This window comes from Chryseobacterium capnotolerans (assembly GCF_021278965.1).
In the GTDB taxonomy this organism is placed as follows: Bacteria; Bacteroidota; Bacteroidia; order Flavobacteriales; family Weeksellaceae; genus Chryseobacterium; species Chryseobacterium capnotolerans.
Window position 1 is genome coordinate 422,906 of sequence record NZ_CP065589.1, and the last position, 18,737, is coordinate 441,642.

Consider the following 18,737-nt stretch of genomic DNA (forward strand, 5'->3'; position numbering starts at 1 on the left):
TTAGATTTATAAAAATAATTAGATTGCTAAAATTTCTGAAATCAACATTAAATCTTTATTGATTTCGTTATGTTTTTTAATGGCTTCTTCAATAGGTGTATACACCACATCGTTAGAACGCATTCCTGCCATTACATTGGTTTGTCCATCCATTAATCCTACTACTGCACCATATCCCAATCTGCTGGCAAGCACTCTGTCTGCACAGCTAGGAGAGCCTCCTCTTTGCATATGTCCCAATACCGCTACACGGATATCATAATCAGGGAATATTTGTTTTGTTTTTTCTGCAAGGTCATAAACATTGGCTAGTTTTTCTCCTTCTGCCACTACAACAATGCTTGATGCTTTTCCTGTTTTTTCGGCTTTTCTGAATTTTTCAAAAAGATCATCCGTGCTGTCTTTTTTCTCAGGAATCAGGATATCCAAAGCACCTGTTGCTAAACCGCTGTTTAAAGCAATAAATCCAGCATCACGACCCATTACTTCCACAAAGAAAACCCTGTTGTGGGAAGTTGCTGTATCTCGGATCTTATCAATTGCTTCCATGGCAGTATTCAAGGCCGTATCATAACCGATTGTATTATCCGTCCCAAAAATATCATTATCGATAGTTCCAGGAATACCGATTACTCTGATTCCAAATTCTTCACTGAAGATCTTGGCACCGGTAAAAGTTCCATCTCCACCAATACATACCAATCCGTCGATACCCAGCTTTACACAGTTATCATAAGCCTTTTGACGGCCTTCTTTGGTTCTGAATTCAGTAGATCTGGCAGACTTTAGAATCGTTCCACCTTGGTTGATTATATTTTTTACGGAACGGGCTCCCATTTTCAGGAAATCATTGCTGATAAGGCCGTTGTAGCCTTCCCTTACTCCGTAGCATTCAATATTATAGTAATTGGCGGTTCTTACTACCGCTCTTAATGCTGCATTCATACCTGGAGAGTCTCCTCCTGAAGTAAGAACTGCAATCTTTTTTACAGCACTCTCTTTCATCTAGTAAAAAATTTCGAACACAAATTTACAAAAACAAGTTCAGATAATCGTAGTAACTTTTCAATAGTTTTGAATATATAGAATTAAAAGCTTCTGAAGTTTGTAGGTTTAAAAATATACCGTGCGGTTTTGGTCTCAGGAGCATTAATATCAAGGTCATACCATGGCGAAAGATTTTTTTGAAAAGGGTTGGATAATAGGTGTATAGATTGAGCAGGAGTGAATCCTTCACCTAACAAAAATAATTTTTTTCCTTCCTTATTTTTACAGATTCCAGCAATAAAAACCACATGTCCCGGGCTTCCCGGGGTGATCAGAATGTCTCCTGTTTTTAAATCTGAGCTTTTTGTCACTGGTCGAGTTTCCTTATTAAGCGAAATCGTTCCTGCATAATTAAAGATGAGGTCCAGATAATTTCTGAAACCCTGATAGGAATCATCAAAATCAGCTGCTTTTCTAAAACTTACCGAATTACCATTCACAAAAGCTCTTGTTCCGTTTTTATAATCATTCCAAGTGAGAAGATGCCCACTGGTAAAATGAAACTTAATATCATCTGTCTTTTTTATTTTGTATAAATATTCAGCTCTCAGTCGGATCACTGCATCGGCACATTGCTGAAGATCCTTATTTCCGGTATCAATATCAAAAACAGCTTCATGAAGATGCTGGGTGGAAATAGGAGATCCATCATATCTTACAATCTTGCTTCCATAAGGTTTCAGTTTAAAGTTTTCTATGAAATAGCCAAAAGAATCAGGTTTTTCTTCCTGCCATTGATAATCTTTGGGCGGAGAAAATCTTTCTCTGGCTGTATTTTTATCCTTATTGATTTGCACTGAAGTTTCAGAAGCTAGAATTTCAGGTTCATCAGAATTTCGGTTTGATGAAGTCTTATCTTGAGTACATCCCAATAAAATAATGGTCATTACCAGTCCTGAAATAATTTTTTTCATATTCATTTGATTCGGTTACAAATATGGGATTTTTTGTGATATGTTGAAATATAGAATCTAAGCTATTATTCTCCACCGTTTTTTTTGACATGAATGGATGAATTTCTTTTTTACTGCTGCTAGAATAAAATAGATTTCTGCTTTTAAGCCTTACGTATTCAATTTGATATATATAATATTCATAAAATAAAATTATTAGTGCATTAGTGGCTATGATTTAGCAGTATCCAATTTTATCGCAGATAAAATCTCCTATGTTTGTATAAGTTATAATTTGCTTTATCTCAAATATTATCTTAGCCATAAAGTGAATAAGAATGAGAGTTGAATAAAAATCCAATAGTTCAAAGAAACATATTCGGCGCAAGAAACGACCTCATTCTTTTTTATCTTTTAGAGTCAGAGCAGAATGTAAGGAATTAAAAACCTCATTTAATATCCAGAATATCCAATCAGGAGAAAAGACGAAGGAAGATATCTCACTTAAAAAGTAATAAAAGATGAAAGTATTAAAACAAGTAGCCGGTATAGATGTGTCTCAAAAAGAATTAGTAGTTACTTTAGGTTGTCTATATGAAGATCAAACTATAAAATTTCTAGCTTATAAGGTATTTAAAAACACAGATGTTGGAATCCCATTATTGATTAATTGGATTGAAAAACAAAGTGTTGAAGATCAGGAAATTCACTATGTTATGGAAGCCACAGGGGTTTATCATCAGAAGTTCGCTTATTATCTTGCTGAGAATAATAAAAAGGTCTATATCGTTTTGCCCAATAAAATAAGTAGCTACCTAAGAACTCTTGATATAAAAACGATAACTGATAAAAGTTGTTCTCAGGCTATTACTCAGTTCGGTCTTGAAAGAAAATTAAATCATTGGAAAAAACCTGATCAGACTTATAATGAGCTGCAACAGCTTACCAGAGAGCGCGATCAAATTGTTCAGGAGCGGAATGTGATAAAAAATCAGCTTCATGCAGAAACTATTCAAGCTTCTCCTCATTTAAAAAGTATAGAAAGAATGCAAGCTCGTATGAATTTGCTCAATGCTCAAGAAAAAGCAATAAAGAAAGATATCGATACTATTATCAATACTAATCCTGTGATAAAACAATTGATAGAACGACTTACAACAATACCGGGAGTTGGTGTTTTAACTGCGGTTACTGTTTTGGGAGAGACCAATGGCTTTGAACTGATTAGAAACAAGTCTCAATTATCAAGTTATGCAGGGTTAGATGTTAGAGAAAAACAATCTGGAACGTCGGTAAAAGGTAAATCACGGATATCAAAAAAAGGAAATAGAATGTTAAGGAAATGTTTGTTTTTGCCGGCTTTAACAATTGTGAAGTGGGATGATAACTTCAAAGAAGTTTATATAAGACTCACTTCAAAACATGGAATAAAAATGAAGGCTTTAGTAGCAATCCAAAGAAAAATATTAGAATTGATCTATATTCTTTTTAAAAAATGAAACCGTTTATGACGGTAAATATAAATCAAAAAATAGCGTGAAAACTGAGATAGTATAGCACGCTACAGAGTCTAGCTCTAGGCCGACTTAAAAAACAAATTTACAAAAAAATATAAATATTATTTGCAGATTAACACAGAATCTTGCGCCTTAAAACATGATGCATGATAATAATTTGCGTCTTTGCGTTTTTCAATAATTCAAATTGATACGAAACAGTATAACAAGATCTGCCTAATCAGCTAAATCTGCGAGACTAACAATCAATTTTAAACTTCCGTATTCTCCATTTCAGGAATCAAGAGCTTTCCCCAATCATTCAACTGCCATAAAATAGCAACCAACTTTTCCCCAAGCTCAGTTAATGTATATTCAACCCTGGGAGGAAGCTCATTAAAAGATTGCTTCGTCAGAATACCATCCTCTACCATTTCCGTGAGCTGCTGATTAAGAACCCTGCGGTCTACTTTTGCAATTCCCCGTAAAAATTCACTGGGACGTTTCTTTCCTTCATTGATTTGCCAAACGATAGGAATTTTCCATTTTCCACTGATCGTATTGACGGCAACTTCTAATGGACAAATTTTATTTTCTTCAGCTCTTCCCTTTATTTCCATAAAATTGACTTTTTTATCCCTATGGGTGAAAAATATGCGTTATTGCTTATGTGTAAAGCCTTTTCGACCTTTGTAAAAATAATAAAATTTTAAAAATGAATACACTGGCTAAACAGATTGAACATTTGAATCAGGAATTATCTTCTCAGCTTCCACAGGAAATATTAGAAACTTTTGGAAAGTCTATTGAGGACTTGAAGACCAGAAAACTTGAAGAAAATAGCATTCAGATAGGAAATCAAATGCCGGAGTTTTCATTACCCAATGCTTTGGGAAAAATTATCAATTCTGAAGACATTCTAAAAGATGGGAAAATGATTTTAGCCTTTTACAGAGGAAGCTGGTGTCCTTACTGTAATCTGGAGTTAAAATTTTTGCAAGACCATCTTTCCAGAATAAAAAATAAAGGAGCCGCTTTAGTTGCTGTTTCTCCACAAAGTCCGGATCATTCCCTGAGCATGGCAGAAAAAAATAATATTGAGTTTGAAGTGTTGACAGATGCTGATAATAATTTGGCTAAAAAATTAGGGATCACTTTTCAGTTACAGGACTTCGTAATTCCTTACTATAAAAGTCTTGGAATTAATCTTTTTGATTTCAATAAAAACAATGATAATGTTTTACCGGTTCCGGCTGTTTTTATTGTGGATGAAAATAGAATGGTGACGTATAAATTTTTAGATGTAAATTACATGAATCGAGTTGATATGGAAGAATTAATACAAGCATTATGACAGAAAAAAGAAAAGGGGCCCGTTCTATAAAAGATATTCCTGCGGATATTTTAATCCAATTGAATAATGGAGAAATTGAAACAGTAAATCTTACGGAATGGCTGGCTGTTAATCAAAGGTTGTTGCTGGAAAACCTGTTAAAACAGAACAATCGGTTAGAATATTTGCAACCCATTCTGAATAGAGTAGACCAATTGAAAAAACAAACTGTCAATACGGTCAATGAAGTAATTGGTCTGGGTATTCTTGATCTTACGCTTAAAAATAAGGATGAAGATTTTCTTTCAAAGTTATCCACACATCCCGCAGATCTGGTTCGTTGCTGGGCTGCTTATACCATTGGGCGGAATAATGCTTTTAGAACAGAAGAAAAATTAAAAAAGATTCAGGATTTTGCTGCAGACACGCATTTTGGGGTACGAGAAATATGCTGGATGACAGTACGTCCGGATATTTCCAAAAACCTTAAACAATCATTATCTATTTTATCAGTATGGACAAAACATGAAAATGAAAATATCAGACGCTTTGCCAGCGAATCCACAAGGCCAAGAGGGGTGTGGTGTGAGCATATTGATGCATTAAAACAAAATCCAGGATTGGGACTAGAAATTTTAGAACCATTAAAATCAGATCCATCAAGATATGTACAGGATAGTGTAGGCAATTGGCTGAATGATGCCAGTAAATCCCAACCAGAATTTGTAGTAGAAATTTGTGATGAATGGCTTAGGGAGAGTAATACCAAAGAAACTCAATATATTGTCAAAAAAGCCTTGCGTACTATCCGTAAATAAAAGTTATCCATAATAAGCTAGTGTAAATTGGCTTTTAAATGTATGTGTCTTTTAATTAGATAGTTGTGTTTGTTTTGTTCTCGAAAATAATTCTTGAATACAAATGAAAACAATCGATTTATAAAAGTTATCCACAATGCAAAAACTTGAATAAACAATCTTCTCAGATCTTTTTAGGAGAAAACGTCAGCTCAAAAAGTAATCATCTATGAAAATTTGTGTAATCCGTGGTTGAAAAAGTTATCCACAATATGAGATTGTATAATAAATAGTATCATATCTGTCACAAATGTAGTTGGTTATAAAATAAGCCTGTGGAAAAGGTTTTTCGAAAATAAGTCTAATTTATAGTATGGAAAAGTTATCCACAATATCAAAATATGAATTAAAAAATCATTTTAAATTTCTTCAACTCAACATATCATTAAAAAAGAATCATCTAGGTAAATCTGTACAATTCGTGGTTAAAAAAGTTATCCACAATATGAGATTGTATAATAAATAGTATTATATCTGTCACAAATGTAGCTGGTTATAAAATAAGCCTGTGGAAAAGGTTTTTCGAAAATAAGTCTAATTTATAGTATAGAAAAGTTATCCACAATATCAGAATATGAATTAAAAATCCTATCAATATTTCTTCAGCTCAAAATATCATTAAAAAAAGAATCATCTGTGTAAATTGGTGTAATCCGTGGTTAAAAAAGTTATCCACAATATGAGATTGTCGATTGATATATACTATATCTATCACAAGTATAGTAGTTTATGAAATATGCTTGGTGAAAAGGTTTTTCAGGAATAACTCTAATCAGTAAGATGAAAAAGTTATCCACAATATCAGAATATGGATTAAAAATCATCTCAAATTTCTTCAGTTCAAAATATCATTAAAAAAAGAATCACCTGTGTAAATTGGTGTAATCCGTGGTTGAAAAAGTTATCCACAATATAAGATTATATAATAAATAGTATCATATCTGTCACAAATTTAATTGGTTATAAAATAAGCCTGTGGAAAAGGTTTTTCGAGCATAAGTCTAATTTATAGTATAGAAAAGTTATCCACAATATGGAAATTTGAATTTGAATTACACTATTTAAAATCACCATTTTTCGGTCAGATACTTCCAATACCTTTTAGGAACATGTTGTACATGGAGTTTCAGGTTTTTCCTTTCAACAATATTAGTCTTAGTAAAATACCGTTGCCAAAGTGTTTGATAGTTCTTTTCTTCATCATGAAACTTCTCCTGATAATTCTTGATATCCAGTTTTTCATCAGGATAAAAGAAATCAGCGGTTTCCAGGTCATAAACAATTCCATAATTTCTTCTCAAGTCATAGATCATCCATTTCTGATCCTGATAGCGGTCACTAAAATGTTTCCTGATTAAAGGAAGAACATTGAAATCAGGATCTATTTTTGAAAAGAAAATCCCATCCTGCATCTTCTCGAAACGTACAAATGCTGTCATGCGATGGCTTTCTCTGTCAACCGATTTACAGATTTTGGAGATTTTCATAACGTCAGTATCTGCGTAGTTTTCCAGAATATTTTTTTCAGGATTCTTTATAGATTGCCTTACTGCTGATAATATTACCTTCTCCAATTCGGGATCTTCAGATAAGAAAACTTTTAAAAGTTTATGAATACCCTGCTTACCAAGATTTTGTTCTAATTTTTTGAAAACCCGCTCAGATTTATCCGTTTGGGTAATAACCTCATGGATCTCAGCAAAAATATTTTCCTGATGAAATCTTTCTCTGTTAACAATTTCAACATCTTTAAAACGGTATTCAAATACTTCAAATATCGCTGTGAAAAGACCATCAAAACTGCCGTCGTAAAGTATTGTGTTCATCTGATGTAATAAATCTAAATTCTATAAATAATTTTTTGAAAACGGTTAGATTATTTAATCATCTTTAAAAGCTTTCTAACCCAAGAAAGTTTATTAAATTTATTTTTCGGAATCCGTCTTTAAATTCAGTACCGAAGATACTCTAAAAATAAACTACTAAGATGAACTCAATGATCATAAAACCTAAAAATGAGATTCTGAAAAAATATATTCAGTATTTCCTGTTCTTTAAAAAAACGGATCAGGAACTTTTAAATTATACTACTTTTCCCAATACTAATCTCTGTCTTGCAATTTATAAACACAATCAGGTTTCCTATACGAATGAAGGCGAAACTAACCTTTGTGAAATTACCGATGGTAATACTTTTATAAGCCGGTTATATGGATTTCATAAAGCTCCTTTTAATGTTAATATCCATTGTGCCCTGGATCAGATATGCATTGTTTTTCAACCTTCGGCTCTAAGGGCTTTTACTGATGAGTCTTATGAAAACCTCATGCTTTCCGATACTGTTTTTGATGATATATTCTCTTTTGAAAGAAATTTCCTTGATAAAATCTTTGATATGGCTGATTTTGCAAAAAGAGCTGATGCGCTGGAAATTTTGCTTTGTGAAAATTTAAAAGATAATATCCCCTGCAAAATAAAAGAAGCATTACTCATTGTTAATAATAATGAATTTCTAAGTATTGATGAACTTTCTAAAAATCTAAAAATGAGTGAACCTACATTATTTCGTTTATTTAAAAATAATGTAGGGCAGAATCCTAAATCTTACCTAAAAACACTTCGGTTCAGGAACGTATTAAATGATATTCTGAAACCAAAAAATTCTCTTACAGGAATTGCATATCAAAATCAATATTATGATCAGTCTCATTTTATTAAAGATTTTAAGAACCTTACAGGATTTGCGCCCAATAAAATAGCAGGAAAAATATCAGTGACCCAAAAAGATTTAACATGGATTTATCAAAAAATAAAAAATGAATGATTTTTACAATTTTTATAATCTTTAATTGTTGTTTTTTGTCTGAAAATATTGTTAATGAAAATTAAACTTTTTGTGTGGATTGCTGTTGTGTTTTCTTGTAATCTTTGGAATGCGCAGACCTCATGTAATTGTAATGAGGCGTTACAGAAGATAATTTTGAAGATTGAAAGCGAATATCCCGGATTTGATACCAAAACAAAAGATAAGTTTCTGTATGAAACTTTGAAGAAAAATACACTCACTTCTTCTGATAATGTGAAGAATGATGAAGCTTGTTTGGATGTGTTGAAAAGCTATACAGATTTTTTCAAAGACAGACATATCTGGGTTTTACCCAATCAGGTCAGCCAGCACGTCCCAAAACTGGAGATTAATACTAAGCTATTAGATATAAATCTTAAAAAATTCAAAAAAGATATTCAAAAACAAAAAGATAAATTTGAAGGAATTTGGAAAAATGAGGGTTATGAAATTGGCGTCAAAAAAATAAATGATAAAGAATATGTAGGATTTATTATAAAAGCAGACCCAAAATACTGGAAGCCTAACGAAATTAAATTCAGATTATTCTCAGATGGAAGTTATGAATATTATAGCCAGGATCATTCTATACAAAAAGGGAAATATACGATGTATGATAACACACTTTTATCATTTAATGAGATCAAAACCATTTTTGTAAAACAACTCCCTCATCCAGCATTGAGTGCTACAGAAATTGAAAATAAAGTAAGCGAAATCAATGGAACTTATATCAAAAAAGTAAGCTCAAAAACAGTGATGATCAGGCTTCAATATTTTAGTTATTCATTTGTGGATAGTATAGAAAAACTACTGAAAGACAATAAGAAAATTTTGGAGGAAGCAGAGTTTTGGATTATTGATGTAAGAGGGAATGGAGGTGGAACAGATAATGCTTACAGAGCTATTTTACCTTATATTATGACCAATTCTATAAGAAAACTTGGCGTTGAATATTTAGCTTCACCTACATTAATCCAGACTTCGGAAAATTATTTAAAAGGAATAACTAAAGATTCTATTAAAAATAAAGAAGAAATAATCAATTTAAAGACAAGAATTGCCCAGTTAAAAAATAGTCCGGGAGAGTATGTGAATTATAACCAGAGTAAAGTGGCTGTTGATTCAATCTCCTTAGCCGTTAAAAGTCCTGCTCAAATTGTGATTTTAGCAGATAACCATACCGGAAGTGCTGCTGAAAATTTTCTTTTAAGTGCGAAACAAAGCAAAAAAGTTAAAATTATGGGAAGGCCTTCTTCAGGAGTACTGGACTATGCTAATGCTATGTTTTTCGACTATGGATGCAATAATTACAAATTACTGATGCCTACTTACCGATCTTTCAGATTACCGGATTATCCTATTGATAACATCGGAGTTCAGCCAGATATTTATCTTGATGAAAGTGTTAAAGACTGGGTTCAGTTTGCGGTAGACTATTTGGAAAATTAAAATAAACTCAGCTGCTGTGAAAATTGATGATGAAATTTAGAAGAACTTCCACCAATCAATAGTTGTCTGAAGTTTTTATCCGTTAAATATTTCAGATAGGCATTACCGGCATTGAAGTCAATAAAATATTTAGCTCTGTTCACAGCTGCTCCCAATTGCTTCAAATGATCCAGTGTTAACATCTGAAAACGTCTTGCGCTGATGATCTTTTGAGCAGATTTGACTCCAATTCCGGGAATTCTTAAAATCATCCGGTAATCGGCAGTCTGAATATTTACAGGAAACTGATCCAGATGCCTTAATGCCCAGCTTAGTTTTGGATCCATTTCTAAATCAAGGAAAGGAATATTGGGATCTAAAATCTCTTCAGCTTTAAAGCCATAAAATCGCATCAGCCAATCCGACTGATACAATCTGTTTTCACGAAGCATCGGAACTTCAGTCGTAAGAGAAGGAAGTCTGTTGTCTTCTAAAACCGGAACATAGCCTGAATAATACACCCTTTTCAGGTTGAAATTTTTATAAAAATGATCTGCAACTTTGATAATTTGCAGGTCATTTTCGTTAGTGGCTCCTACAATCATTTGAGTGGATTGCCCTGCAGGGGCAAACTTGGGAACTTTCTTTAAAATCTTTTTCTCGTCCTGATATTGGATAATCCCTTTTTGAATATATCTCATAGGATTAATCATATCCTCACGATTCTTTTCTGGGGCTAATAGTTTTAAGCCGCTTTCAGTTGGGATTTCCAGATTTATGGAAAGTCTGTCTGCATATAATGCGGCTTCCTGCATGAGTTCATCACTAGCTCCTGGGATAGATTTTAAATGAATATATCCGTTGAAATTCTCTTCCAGACGCAGTTTTTTGGCAACCCGAACAAGTCTTTCCATGGTTGTATCTGCATTTTTGAAAATTCCGGAGCTTAGAAATAATCCTTCAATATAATTCCTACGGTAAAAATTAATTGTTACGTCTACAACTTCCTCTACTGTAAAGGCAGCCCTTTTTATATCATTGGAACTTCTGGAAACACAATAAGCACAATCATAAATACAATGATTGGTCAATAAAATTTTGAGTAAAGAGACACATCTGCCATCTTCCGTATAGGTATGACAAATTCCGCTTACAGAACTGTCCCCCAAAGCCCCTTTTTTATTCTTTCTTGTTCCTCCGCTGGATGAGCATGAAACATCATACTTTGCAGCATCAGCAAGGATTTCAAGTTTTTCTTTAAGACGGTCAAAATTCATACGCTAAATGGTTTGATATTGTTTGTATCAATTATTGTTGTAAAGTGTGTTCAAATTTAATTCCAAAATTGATAAATGTCAACCTTTTTTCATAGAAGTTATCCACAAAAAAGAGTCTCAAAATCATTATATTTACGCCTCATTAAAGTTTATATTATGAATCATAAACCGATCGAAGGGTTTTCCAAGCTTCCAAAGCAAGGGAAAATCGACTGGCTTGTAAACGAATATCTTGAAGGTAACCAGGAATATCAAAATATATTAAAACAATACTGGAATGAAGATCCGGATCTTCAGAAACTTCACGAAGAATTTTCTGAAAATACAATTTCAAATTTCTATATGCCGTACGGAATTGCTCCGAACTTTTTAATTGACGGAAAACTATTGGCATTACCAATGGCTGTTGAAGAAAGTTCAGTAGTAGCAGCAGCTTCCAAGGCAGCAAAATTCTGGATTGATAAAGGAGGTTTTAAAACAACCATCATCAATACAGAGAAATTGGGACATACTCACTTTATATTTAATGTAGAACCCCATAAATTATTACACTTCTTTAATTTCAGTTTAAAGAAAAAATTACTTGAATCTACAGAAGAGATCACTGCCAACATGAGAAGACGTGGAGGTGGTATTCTGAACATCAGTCTAGTGGATAAAACTGCAGAAATGCCAAATTATTACCAGTTAAAGGCGAGCTTTGATACAGTAGATTCAATGGGAGCCAATTTTATTAATTCATGTCTTGAGCAGTTTGGAAGAACATTGAGACAGGAAGTAGCAACCAGTGAAGATTTCACCCAGGAAGAAAAGAATTCATTACAGATCGTGATGAATATTCTTTCCAATTTTACGCCTGATTGTGTTGTAAGAGCTGAGGTTTCATGTAAAATGGAAGATTTAAAAGATGACAGCGGAATTTCTCCTGAAGAATTTGCTGCTAAATTTAAACAGGCCGTTACTATTGCTGAAATTGAACCTTACCGCGCTACAACTCATAATAAAGGAGTAATGAATGGAGTAGATGCTGTAGTAATTGCCACAGGAAATGACTTCAGAGCAACAGAGGCTTGTGCTCATGCCTACGCTGCAAGGGATGGACAATACAGATCTTTGACCCACTGTACAACAGATAATGGAGTTTTCAGATTCTGGATAGATCTTCCGATTTCCGTAGGAGTAGTAGGAGGTTTAACGAACCTTCATCCTCTGGTAAAATTCTCTTTAGCATTACTTGGAAAACCATCTGCTCAGGAATTGATGAGTATTTTGGCTGTTTCAGGACTAGCTCAAAACTTTGGAGCATTGCGTTCTTTGGTAACCACAGGTATTCAAAAAGGCCATATGAAAATGCACTTACTGAACATTCTGAACCAACTGGGAGCTACAGAAGAAGAAAAACAACATTTTGTAGCGTACTTCAAAGATAAGACGGTGAGTCATCATGAGGTAATTAATGAGTTTAACCGTATGAGAGGAAACTAATGGTACAGATCATTCTCCCCATCCTGTTTCTGGCCTTTGGATTCTTTTTAAAGAAAACAAAATCACCTGGTTTCAGAGGCTCCAAGAAATTTGCTAATATGTTTATCATACTAGGGATTTCAACGTTGGTAGCCAAGTTTATTTTAATGTATTTAAATTCAAAATAGTGAAGAAAAGTGTCTTGTTTTTTCTGTTTATTTCCGGATTAAGTTTTTCGCAGAAAAATTTAAAAATAAGTGACTTGCAGCCAAAAACAAAAGATTTTGTTTTTCCTGTGGTTTCCTATTCCGATCATTCCAGAGTAGAAAACAAGATCAATCTTTTTCTCCAGGTAAGTGAATTGGAATACATTCCCGGATCAGAAGGAAATCCCTCTAAAAAGGTGAATGCAGGAGCTGCTTCATACGCAAACTATGTGTATTTCTATGATTGGAAAAAGCTGGAAACTCCAAAAAATATTCTAAGTATCAGTATTGATGGTGAAGCTTCGGGAGCTTACCCAGAAGAATTTTCAGACTGGAAAAATTTTGATATCAGGACCGGAAATTACATCAATGCTGAAGACTTATTTCAGACAGGTGCTATTAATACAGTCAATGGTTTGATTCAGAAGAAAATTAAAAAAAGAATCAATACCTTTCTCGTGAAGCTGAAATCTGAGAAAAATGCTTCAGAAGATGTTCAGGAGCAAATTGGTTTATATGAAGGATGTTTTACAGATTATACATTGAATGGCATCAGATATTTCTTTGGCAAGGATAAGTTGACTTTTGTAGCAGGCAGATGCTCTAACCATGCAATGCGGGCATTGGATGATTTGGGAAGTCATAAGCTCGAATTTACCTATAAAGAACTGGAGAAATATTGGAGTCCTTATGCCCAAAATCTGATTTCCGGTTCTGAAAAAATCGATAGAACAGGTCCTGGAAATAAGTTATACAAAGGAAAAATTGATGGAAAATATCCGGTGACGGTTTTGTTCAACGATATTAATGAGGATGATTCCTTTTCGGCTACCTATTGGTATGATAAGAATAAAAGTCCTATCAATTGGAGAGGAGAATTTGTTCATGACCATTTTTCTATCACAGAAGACGGTTACCATAGTGAAGAATTGAAACAATGGATCCCAAGAGCCTTAGTGGAAGCCGATTTAAAAGGAAATAAAATCATCGGAACCTGGCAGGACAATAAAACAAAAAAATATTTAACCCTAGAATTAGAAGAGTTATAAAATGAAAACAATTACTTTAGTTTTTGGAGCGGTTTACGGAATGGTATCTGTAATCCTTGGTGCATTCGGAGCCCATGCTTTAAAGAAAATATTATCGGTGGAAAGGCTTGAAAGTTTTGAAACAGGAGTAAGGTACCAGATGTATGCAGCTTTTTTCCTGCTGATCATCGGATATATTTTAAAATTTGAAACTTCTGCTGAAAGATGGACGTCCATTTTAATGATTGCAGGTACACTTTTATTCTCAGTAAGTATTTACTTCCTGAGCATGCAGGATTATCTGGGAATGAATCTTAAATTCTTAGGGCCTATTACTCCGCTTGGAGGGCTGATGATGATCTTAAGCTGGGGAATGCTGATTCTTTATTTTGCTAAAAATAAAATTTAAGGATGAAAATCAACAGAAGAAGACGGATTATAAGAACGTTTAACCTTTTGGATCAACCGATGAGGTTCAATCCGTTCGTATTCAGCCGTACTTTTTTCATGTGGGCCTTTACAGGCTTAGTTGGTGGTATTATTGCCGGCGGATATTGGATTGTACTGGAACATTTTACTGAGTTTTTAGCTCACTTTCAAGGCTGGCAGGTGATTCCAACCATGGCTATTTGTGGATTGCTGGCTGGGCTGGTGATTCATTTTATAGGAGATCCCGGAGAAATCCATTTGATTGTAAATAACATCAGGTTCAATAAAGGAAAACTGGAGCCTAAAAACAATCCGTCCATGATTCTTTCTTCACTTTTTTGTGTGGCATCAGGAGGAAGTTTGGGACCGGAAGCTCCTTTAGTACAGGTAACGGGATCTACAGGAACCTGGCTTGGAAAAATTTTCAGATTGAAAGGCGAAGAACTGCGTTCATTAAGTATTGCCGGAATGGCCTCAGGTTTTACAGCTCTTTTCGGAGCACCACTTGGAGGAAGTCTTTTTCCCTGGAAATTTTACACCACAAACATGCGGTTGAGTATTATAAAGCCATTATTCCGGCCTTGGTAGCAAGCTGTTTCAGCTACTTGATGTTTGCATTAATTATCCATTTGGGAATTGGGGCAACATGGGATCTGAAAGCTTATCATTACACCGGAGTCTATGATTTTCTATATGCTACCTTATTTGGAATTGTAGGAACTCTTTTCGGTTGGATTTTCATCTTCGTAGTGAAGTTTTTTAAAAAGATTTTTGAATACAGAAAATTTCCGATCTATATCAAAACATTAGTAGGTGGAATTATTTTAGGAGTTATCGCTTACAATTTTCCAATTACAAGATATTTCGGTCACAACGAGATCAATCAGTTAATCGGAGGAAGCTTCGGATTGAATTTCCTGATTCTGGTTTTGGTCTTTAAAATACTAGCCATTGCGATTACGGTAACTTCGGGTTGGAGAGGTGGTTTTATCATTCCGCTCTTCTTTGTAGGAACTACTTTAGGACTGATTATTCATAATTTATTTCCTGCTGTAGATACAACCTTAGCTATTGTAAGCTGTATGGCAGCGATTAATGCCTGTGTAACGAGAACACCGATGAGTACCACGATTATTTTGGGAACACTAACGGGGTTTACTTATTTTGTGCCAATATTATTTGCGAGTCTTACCGGATATTTTCTTGCTCCAAAGATTCCATTTATTGGATCACAGTCTGAAAAATTAGCGGAAGAATAAGGAAAAATGTATAAACATGTCAAAAATCAAGGAACTAATCTTTAATTTTTGAATGAAGAATCTTGAACTTCCATGTCTTTTTAGTAAATTTGTCAACCTTTAAATATTAAAATAAAATAATAAAAATAATATGAATCTTCACGAGTATCAATCAAAAGAGATTTTATCAAAGTATGGAGTAGCTATCCAACGTGGTTTCGTTGCAAACAACGTAGATGAAGCTGTAGCAGCTGCTGAAAAATTGACTGCTGAAACCGGAGCTCAGGCTTGGGTTGTAAAAGCACAGATTCACGCAGGTGGTCGTGGTAAAGGTGGGGGTGTTAAGTTTTCTCCAAACATGGATAAGCTTAAAGAAAACGCTCAGAATATCATCGGAATGCAGTTGGTAACTCCACAAACTTCTGCTGAAGGTAAAAAAGTACACTCTGTTTTGGTTGCAGAAGATGTTTATTATCCTGGAGAATCTGAAACTAAAGAATTTTATGTTTCTATTCTTTTAGATAGAGCTGAAGGGAAAAATACAATCGTATATTCTACTGAAGGTGGTATGGATATTGAGCATGTTGCAGAAGTAACTCCTCACTTAATCCACAACGAACTTATTGATCCAGCTATCGGTCTTCAAGGATTCCAGGCTAGAAAAATTGCTTTCAACCTAGGTCTTGAAGGAAATGCATTCAAAGAATTTGTGAAATTTATTTCTTCTCTTTACAATGCTTATACAGGTATTGATGCTTCTCTTTTCGAAATCAACCCAGTGTTGAAAACTTCTGATAACAAAATTATCGCTGTAGATGCTAAAGTAACTTTAGATGATAACTCATTGTTCCGTCATAAGGACTTAGCTGAACTTAGAGATACAAGAGAAGAAGATCCAATGGATGTAGAAGCTGGTGAAGCTGGTCTTAACTTCGTAAAATTGGATGGTAACGTTGCTTGTATGGTAAACGGTGCTGGTCTTGCAATGGCAACTATGGATATCATCAAATTATCAGGTGGTAACCCGGCTAACTTCCTTGACGTAGGAGGTACTGCTGATGCTCAGAGAGTACAGACTGCTTTCGGAATCATCTTAAGAGATCCAAACGTAAAAGCAATCTTAATCAACATCTTCGGAGGTATCGTAAGATGTGACAGAGTAGCTCAAGGAGTTGTAGATGCTTACAAAGCTATGGGAAGCCTTCCGGTTCCATTGATCGTAAGATTACAAGGAACTAACGCTGTAGAAGCTAAAAAATTAATTGATGAGTCTGGTCTTCCGGTTCACTCTGCAATTACTTTAGAAGAAGCTGCAAACAAAGTAAAAGAAGTTTTAGCATAATCTAAAATTTTCATATAAATAAGAAACCGTTCCATTTTTGGAACGGTTTTTTAATGCGTATAAGAAACAAGTATTCATGAAAAACTTATACGTTCCAAAACCTTGTTCCGAAAACTGGGAAGCTATGTCTCCACAGGGAAAAGGCAGATTTTGTGCTGTCTGCAACAAATGCGTAATTGATTTTACCCAAAAGCAGCCTGAAGAAATTCTGCAAATTCTCACTGAAATAGAAAATGAAAAAGTTTGTGGAACATTTTATAATCATCAGTTAAATATTGAAGAAGAAAAATCACAAAAAGTAAAAAATCAATTCTTCAGATTGATCCCTAATATTTTTCAAAACAGTAGAGTTACACTTGCTGTACTTTCTTTAATCCTCTTTCTGACCGGATGCTCAAAAGATAGACCTCTCAGAACAGGTGAGGTGGCTGTGGAGCTAAATGAAGACAGTCTGAGTAATGATGGTATTACTATAGGAGAAGCTATTATTGTTGACAATGATTCTGTTGCTAAAGTTCCTCAAAAGGACAGTGCTATCGTTTCTAAAAAGCATAATGAAAAATAGCTTACCGGATATTAGAAGAACACAAAGTCTTTTTTAAGATACATTCTATGTGAAACCTATGTGGTTCGAAATTTTTAAAACAACATAGCCACATCGGCTTTATGTCCCATAAAAATTATTCGTGTATCCGTGACAAACATTCAGCAGTTTACAATTTTATCGGAGATAATCTTGCGCCTTTTCATATTCATGATATCCTGATCTTTATGCCATTGCGTTTACCAACAAAAAGTCGCTCCAAAAATTGAAACGACTTTTTATGATTCTAATTTATGCACAATTATCTGCAGAATTGGCGAAACCTGTGTGATGTAAAGGAATTATTTATCCTGGCTTTCCGGTAAATTGTTTTCTCCACTGGTAATACTTATACTTGTAGGAGTCACCAACTGAATTTGATCAATATCAAATCGTTCCTTAATATTTAAATAAGCCTTGCTTCTCACTTGTGCCAGGTTTGCACCTATTTTGATCCAAAACTTAACCTGAAGATTGAATGAGCCCTGCTTCAGGTCGGTAAAAATAACTTCCGCAGTATCTAATTTATCTACATTATCAAGATTTTTAACGACTTCAAGAATGCTTTTTTGAGCCTTACTGATATCTTCATCAGCAGGAATTTCAAAATTTAAAATAATTCTTCGTTGAGGGGAAGCTGTAATATTATAAAACGGAGCATTAAAAACAACCTGATTGGGAATATAGGCCTTCTTTCCATCGTCTGTAAGGATTTTGGTCGTTAAAAATCCAATCTCCTGTACAGTGCCTGAATGGGCTCCGATAGTGATATAATCGCCAACTTTAAAAGCTTTATCAATACCAATAAGCATTCCTGAAAAGATACTTGAAACAAGATCTTTCAAAGCCACCCCGGCAATCACCCCGGCTACTCCCAAACTTCCGATAAACTTCCACAGAAAACCACTAAAGCCCATAATTTCCAGAGAAATAAAGGTACCCATCAGCATAATCAGAAATCTGAATACACTGATTAAAGTAACCAGTGAACTTTCTTTCTGGCTTTTGGGAAAGAACTTATGAAATAATTTTACGGCAATCTGGCTCAGGTATTTACTTGTAATAAGGAAGAATGTAAATACTAAAATGCCGACAATCAGTTTAGGAGTAAGTTCTGCGAACGTTACATACCAATTTTGCAATACCCTATACACCATGTCTATGTAGGTGAGTCCGGTTTTCTCCATGAATAAAATTTTACATTAAATATATAAATTTTAAACAAAAATTTTGCCAGTATCAAAAAGTCTACTAAATTTGTAGACTAA

The 18,737-nt window shown here is 34.2% G+C and carries 16 protein-coding genes and 1 pseudogene; 11 read left to right on the forward strand and 6 right to left on the reverse strand.

Translation table 11 applies throughout. From position 1 onward, the window contains the following. Positions 1-18: 18 nt before the first annotated feature. Both pfkA and H5J24_RS01965 read right to left on the reverse strand, forming a co-directional pair. The gene (pfkA, locus tag H5J24_RS01960; RefSeq protein WP_068944638.1) at positions 19-1,005 is read right to left on the reverse strand and encodes a 6-phosphofructokinase; all 987 of its coding nucleotides are present in this window, start codon (positions 1,003-1,005) and stop codon (positions 19-21) included. Positions 1,006-1,088: 83 nt separating this feature from the next. After that, entirely contained in the window at positions 1,089-1,961 is an 873-nt protein-coding gene (locus H5J24_RS01965; RefSeq protein ID WP_068944637.1) for a DUF4846 domain-containing protein, read from the reverse strand. A gap of 500 nt (positions 1,962-2,461) precedes the next feature. Here H5J24_RS01965 and H5J24_RS01970 point away from each other — a divergent pair, with 500 nt between their 5' ends. After that, positions 2,462-3,439: an IS110 family RNA-guided transposase gene (locus H5J24_RS01970; RefSeq protein ID WP_232816002.1), complete on the forward strand. Its 978-nt coding sequence runs from the start codon at positions 2,462-2,464 to the stop codon at positions 3,437-3,439. 269 nt (positions 3,440-3,708) lie between these two features. Here the strand turns inward: H5J24_RS01970 and H5J24_RS01975 are convergent, their stop codons facing one another. Continuing rightward, the gene (locus H5J24_RS01975) at positions 3,709-4,056 is read right to left on the reverse strand and encodes a winged helix-turn-helix transcriptional regulator (protein WP_068944636.1); all 348 of its coding nucleotides are present in this window, start codon (positions 4,054-4,056) and stop codon (positions 3,709-3,711) included. A gap of 95 nt (positions 4,057-4,151) precedes the next feature. On the opposite strand from H5J24_RS01975, the gene H5J24_RS01980 reads away from it, so the two are divergent. Next, positions 4,152-4,790: a peroxiredoxin-like family protein gene (locus tag H5J24_RS01980; RefSeq protein WP_068944635.1), complete on the forward strand. Its 639-nt coding sequence runs from the start codon at positions 4,152-4,154 to the stop codon at positions 4,788-4,790. After that, on the forward strand, positions 4,787-5,587 hold the full coding sequence (locus H5J24_RS01985) for a DNA alkylation repair protein (RefSeq protein WP_068944634.1): 801 nt from the start codon (positions 4,787-4,789) through the stop codon (positions 5,585-5,587). The genes H5J24_RS01980 and H5J24_RS01985 overlap by 4 nt, the downstream gene beginning before the upstream one ends. Before the next feature lie 1,106 nt (positions 5,588-6,693). Here the strand turns inward: H5J24_RS01985 and H5J24_RS01990 are convergent. Beyond that, positions 6,694-7,452, reverse strand: a complete 759-nt coding sequence (locus H5J24_RS01990) for a TIGR03915 family putative DNA repair protein (protein ID WP_068944633.1) — start codon at positions 7,450-7,452, stop codon at positions 6,694-6,696. A gap of 161 nt (positions 7,453-7,613) precedes the next feature. Here H5J24_RS01990 and H5J24_RS01995 point away from each other — a divergent pair, with 161 nt between their 5' ends. Together H5J24_RS01995 and H5J24_RS02000 are read left to right on the forward strand one after the other, a co-directional pair. Next, positions 7,614-8,450 (forward strand): helix-turn-helix transcriptional regulator, encoded by an 837-nt coding sequence (locus tag H5J24_RS01995; protein WP_082811282.1) that lies wholly within the window; start codon positions 7,614-7,616, stop codon positions 8,448-8,450. A 54-nt stretch (positions 8,451-8,504) separates the two neighbouring features. Further along, complete coding sequence (locus H5J24_RS02000; protein WP_228407673.1) at positions 8,505-9,923, forward strand: S41 family peptidase; 1,419 nt, start codon at positions 8,505-8,507, stop codon at positions 9,921-9,923. Here the strand turns inward: H5J24_RS02000 and H5J24_RS02005 are convergent. Then, positions 9,920-11,179 carry a putative DNA modification/repair radical SAM protein gene (locus tag H5J24_RS02005; RefSeq protein ID WP_068944631.1) on the reverse strand — a complete coding sequence of 420 codons (1,260 nt, stop codon included), beginning with the start codon at positions 11,177-11,179 and terminating at the stop codon, positions 9,920-9,922. The genes H5J24_RS02000 and H5J24_RS02005 overlap by 4 nt on opposite strands. 156 nt (positions 11,180-11,335) lie before the next feature. On the opposite strand from H5J24_RS02005, the gene H5J24_RS02010 reads away from it, so the two are divergent. The 6 genes and pseudogenes from H5J24_RS02010 to H5J24_RS02035 all read left to right on the forward strand — a co-directional run bounded on the left by H5J24_RS02010 (position 11,336) and on the right by H5J24_RS02035 (position 17,451). Next, positions 11,336-12,664, forward strand: a complete 1,329-nt coding sequence (locus H5J24_RS02010) for a hydroxymethylglutaryl-CoA reductase, degradative (RefSeq protein WP_068944630.1) — start codon at positions 11,336-11,338, stop codon at positions 12,662-12,664. Between the two features lie 241 nt (positions 12,665-12,905). Then, positions 12,906-13,898, forward strand: coding sequence for a hypothetical protein (locus H5J24_RS02015; RefSeq protein WP_228407672.1), 993 nt, complete (start codon positions 12,906-12,908; stop codon positions 13,896-13,898). A 1-nt stretch (position 13,899) separates the two neighbouring features. After that, complete coding sequence (locus H5J24_RS02020; RefSeq protein WP_068944628.1) at positions 13,900-14,286, forward strand: DUF423 domain-containing protein; 387 nt, start codon at positions 13,900-13,902, stop codon at positions 14,284-14,286. Between the two features lie 2 nt (positions 14,287-14,288). After that, positions 14,289-15,565 (forward strand): annotated as a pseudogene (locus H5J24_RS02025) (chloride channel protein). 130 nt (positions 15,566-15,695) lie between these two features. Then, positions 15,696-16,886 (forward strand): ADP-forming succinate--CoA ligase subunit beta, encoded by a 1,191-nt coding sequence (gene sucC, locus H5J24_RS02030; protein WP_034694875.1) that lies wholly within the window; start codon positions 15,696-15,698, stop codon positions 16,884-16,886. 76 nt (positions 16,887-16,962) lie between these two features. After that, positions 16,963-17,451, forward strand: coding sequence for a hypothetical protein (locus tag H5J24_RS02035; RefSeq protein WP_068944626.1), 489 nt, complete (start codon positions 16,963-16,965; stop codon positions 17,449-17,451). Positions 17,452-17,771: 320 nt separating this feature from the next. Here the strand turns inward: H5J24_RS02035 and H5J24_RS02040 are convergent, their stop codons facing one another. Further along, positions 17,772-18,656, reverse strand: coding sequence for a mechanosensitive ion channel family protein (locus H5J24_RS02040; protein ID WP_068944625.1), 885 nt, complete (start codon positions 18,654-18,656; stop codon positions 17,772-17,774). Positions 18,657-18,737 lie beyond the last annotated feature (81 nt).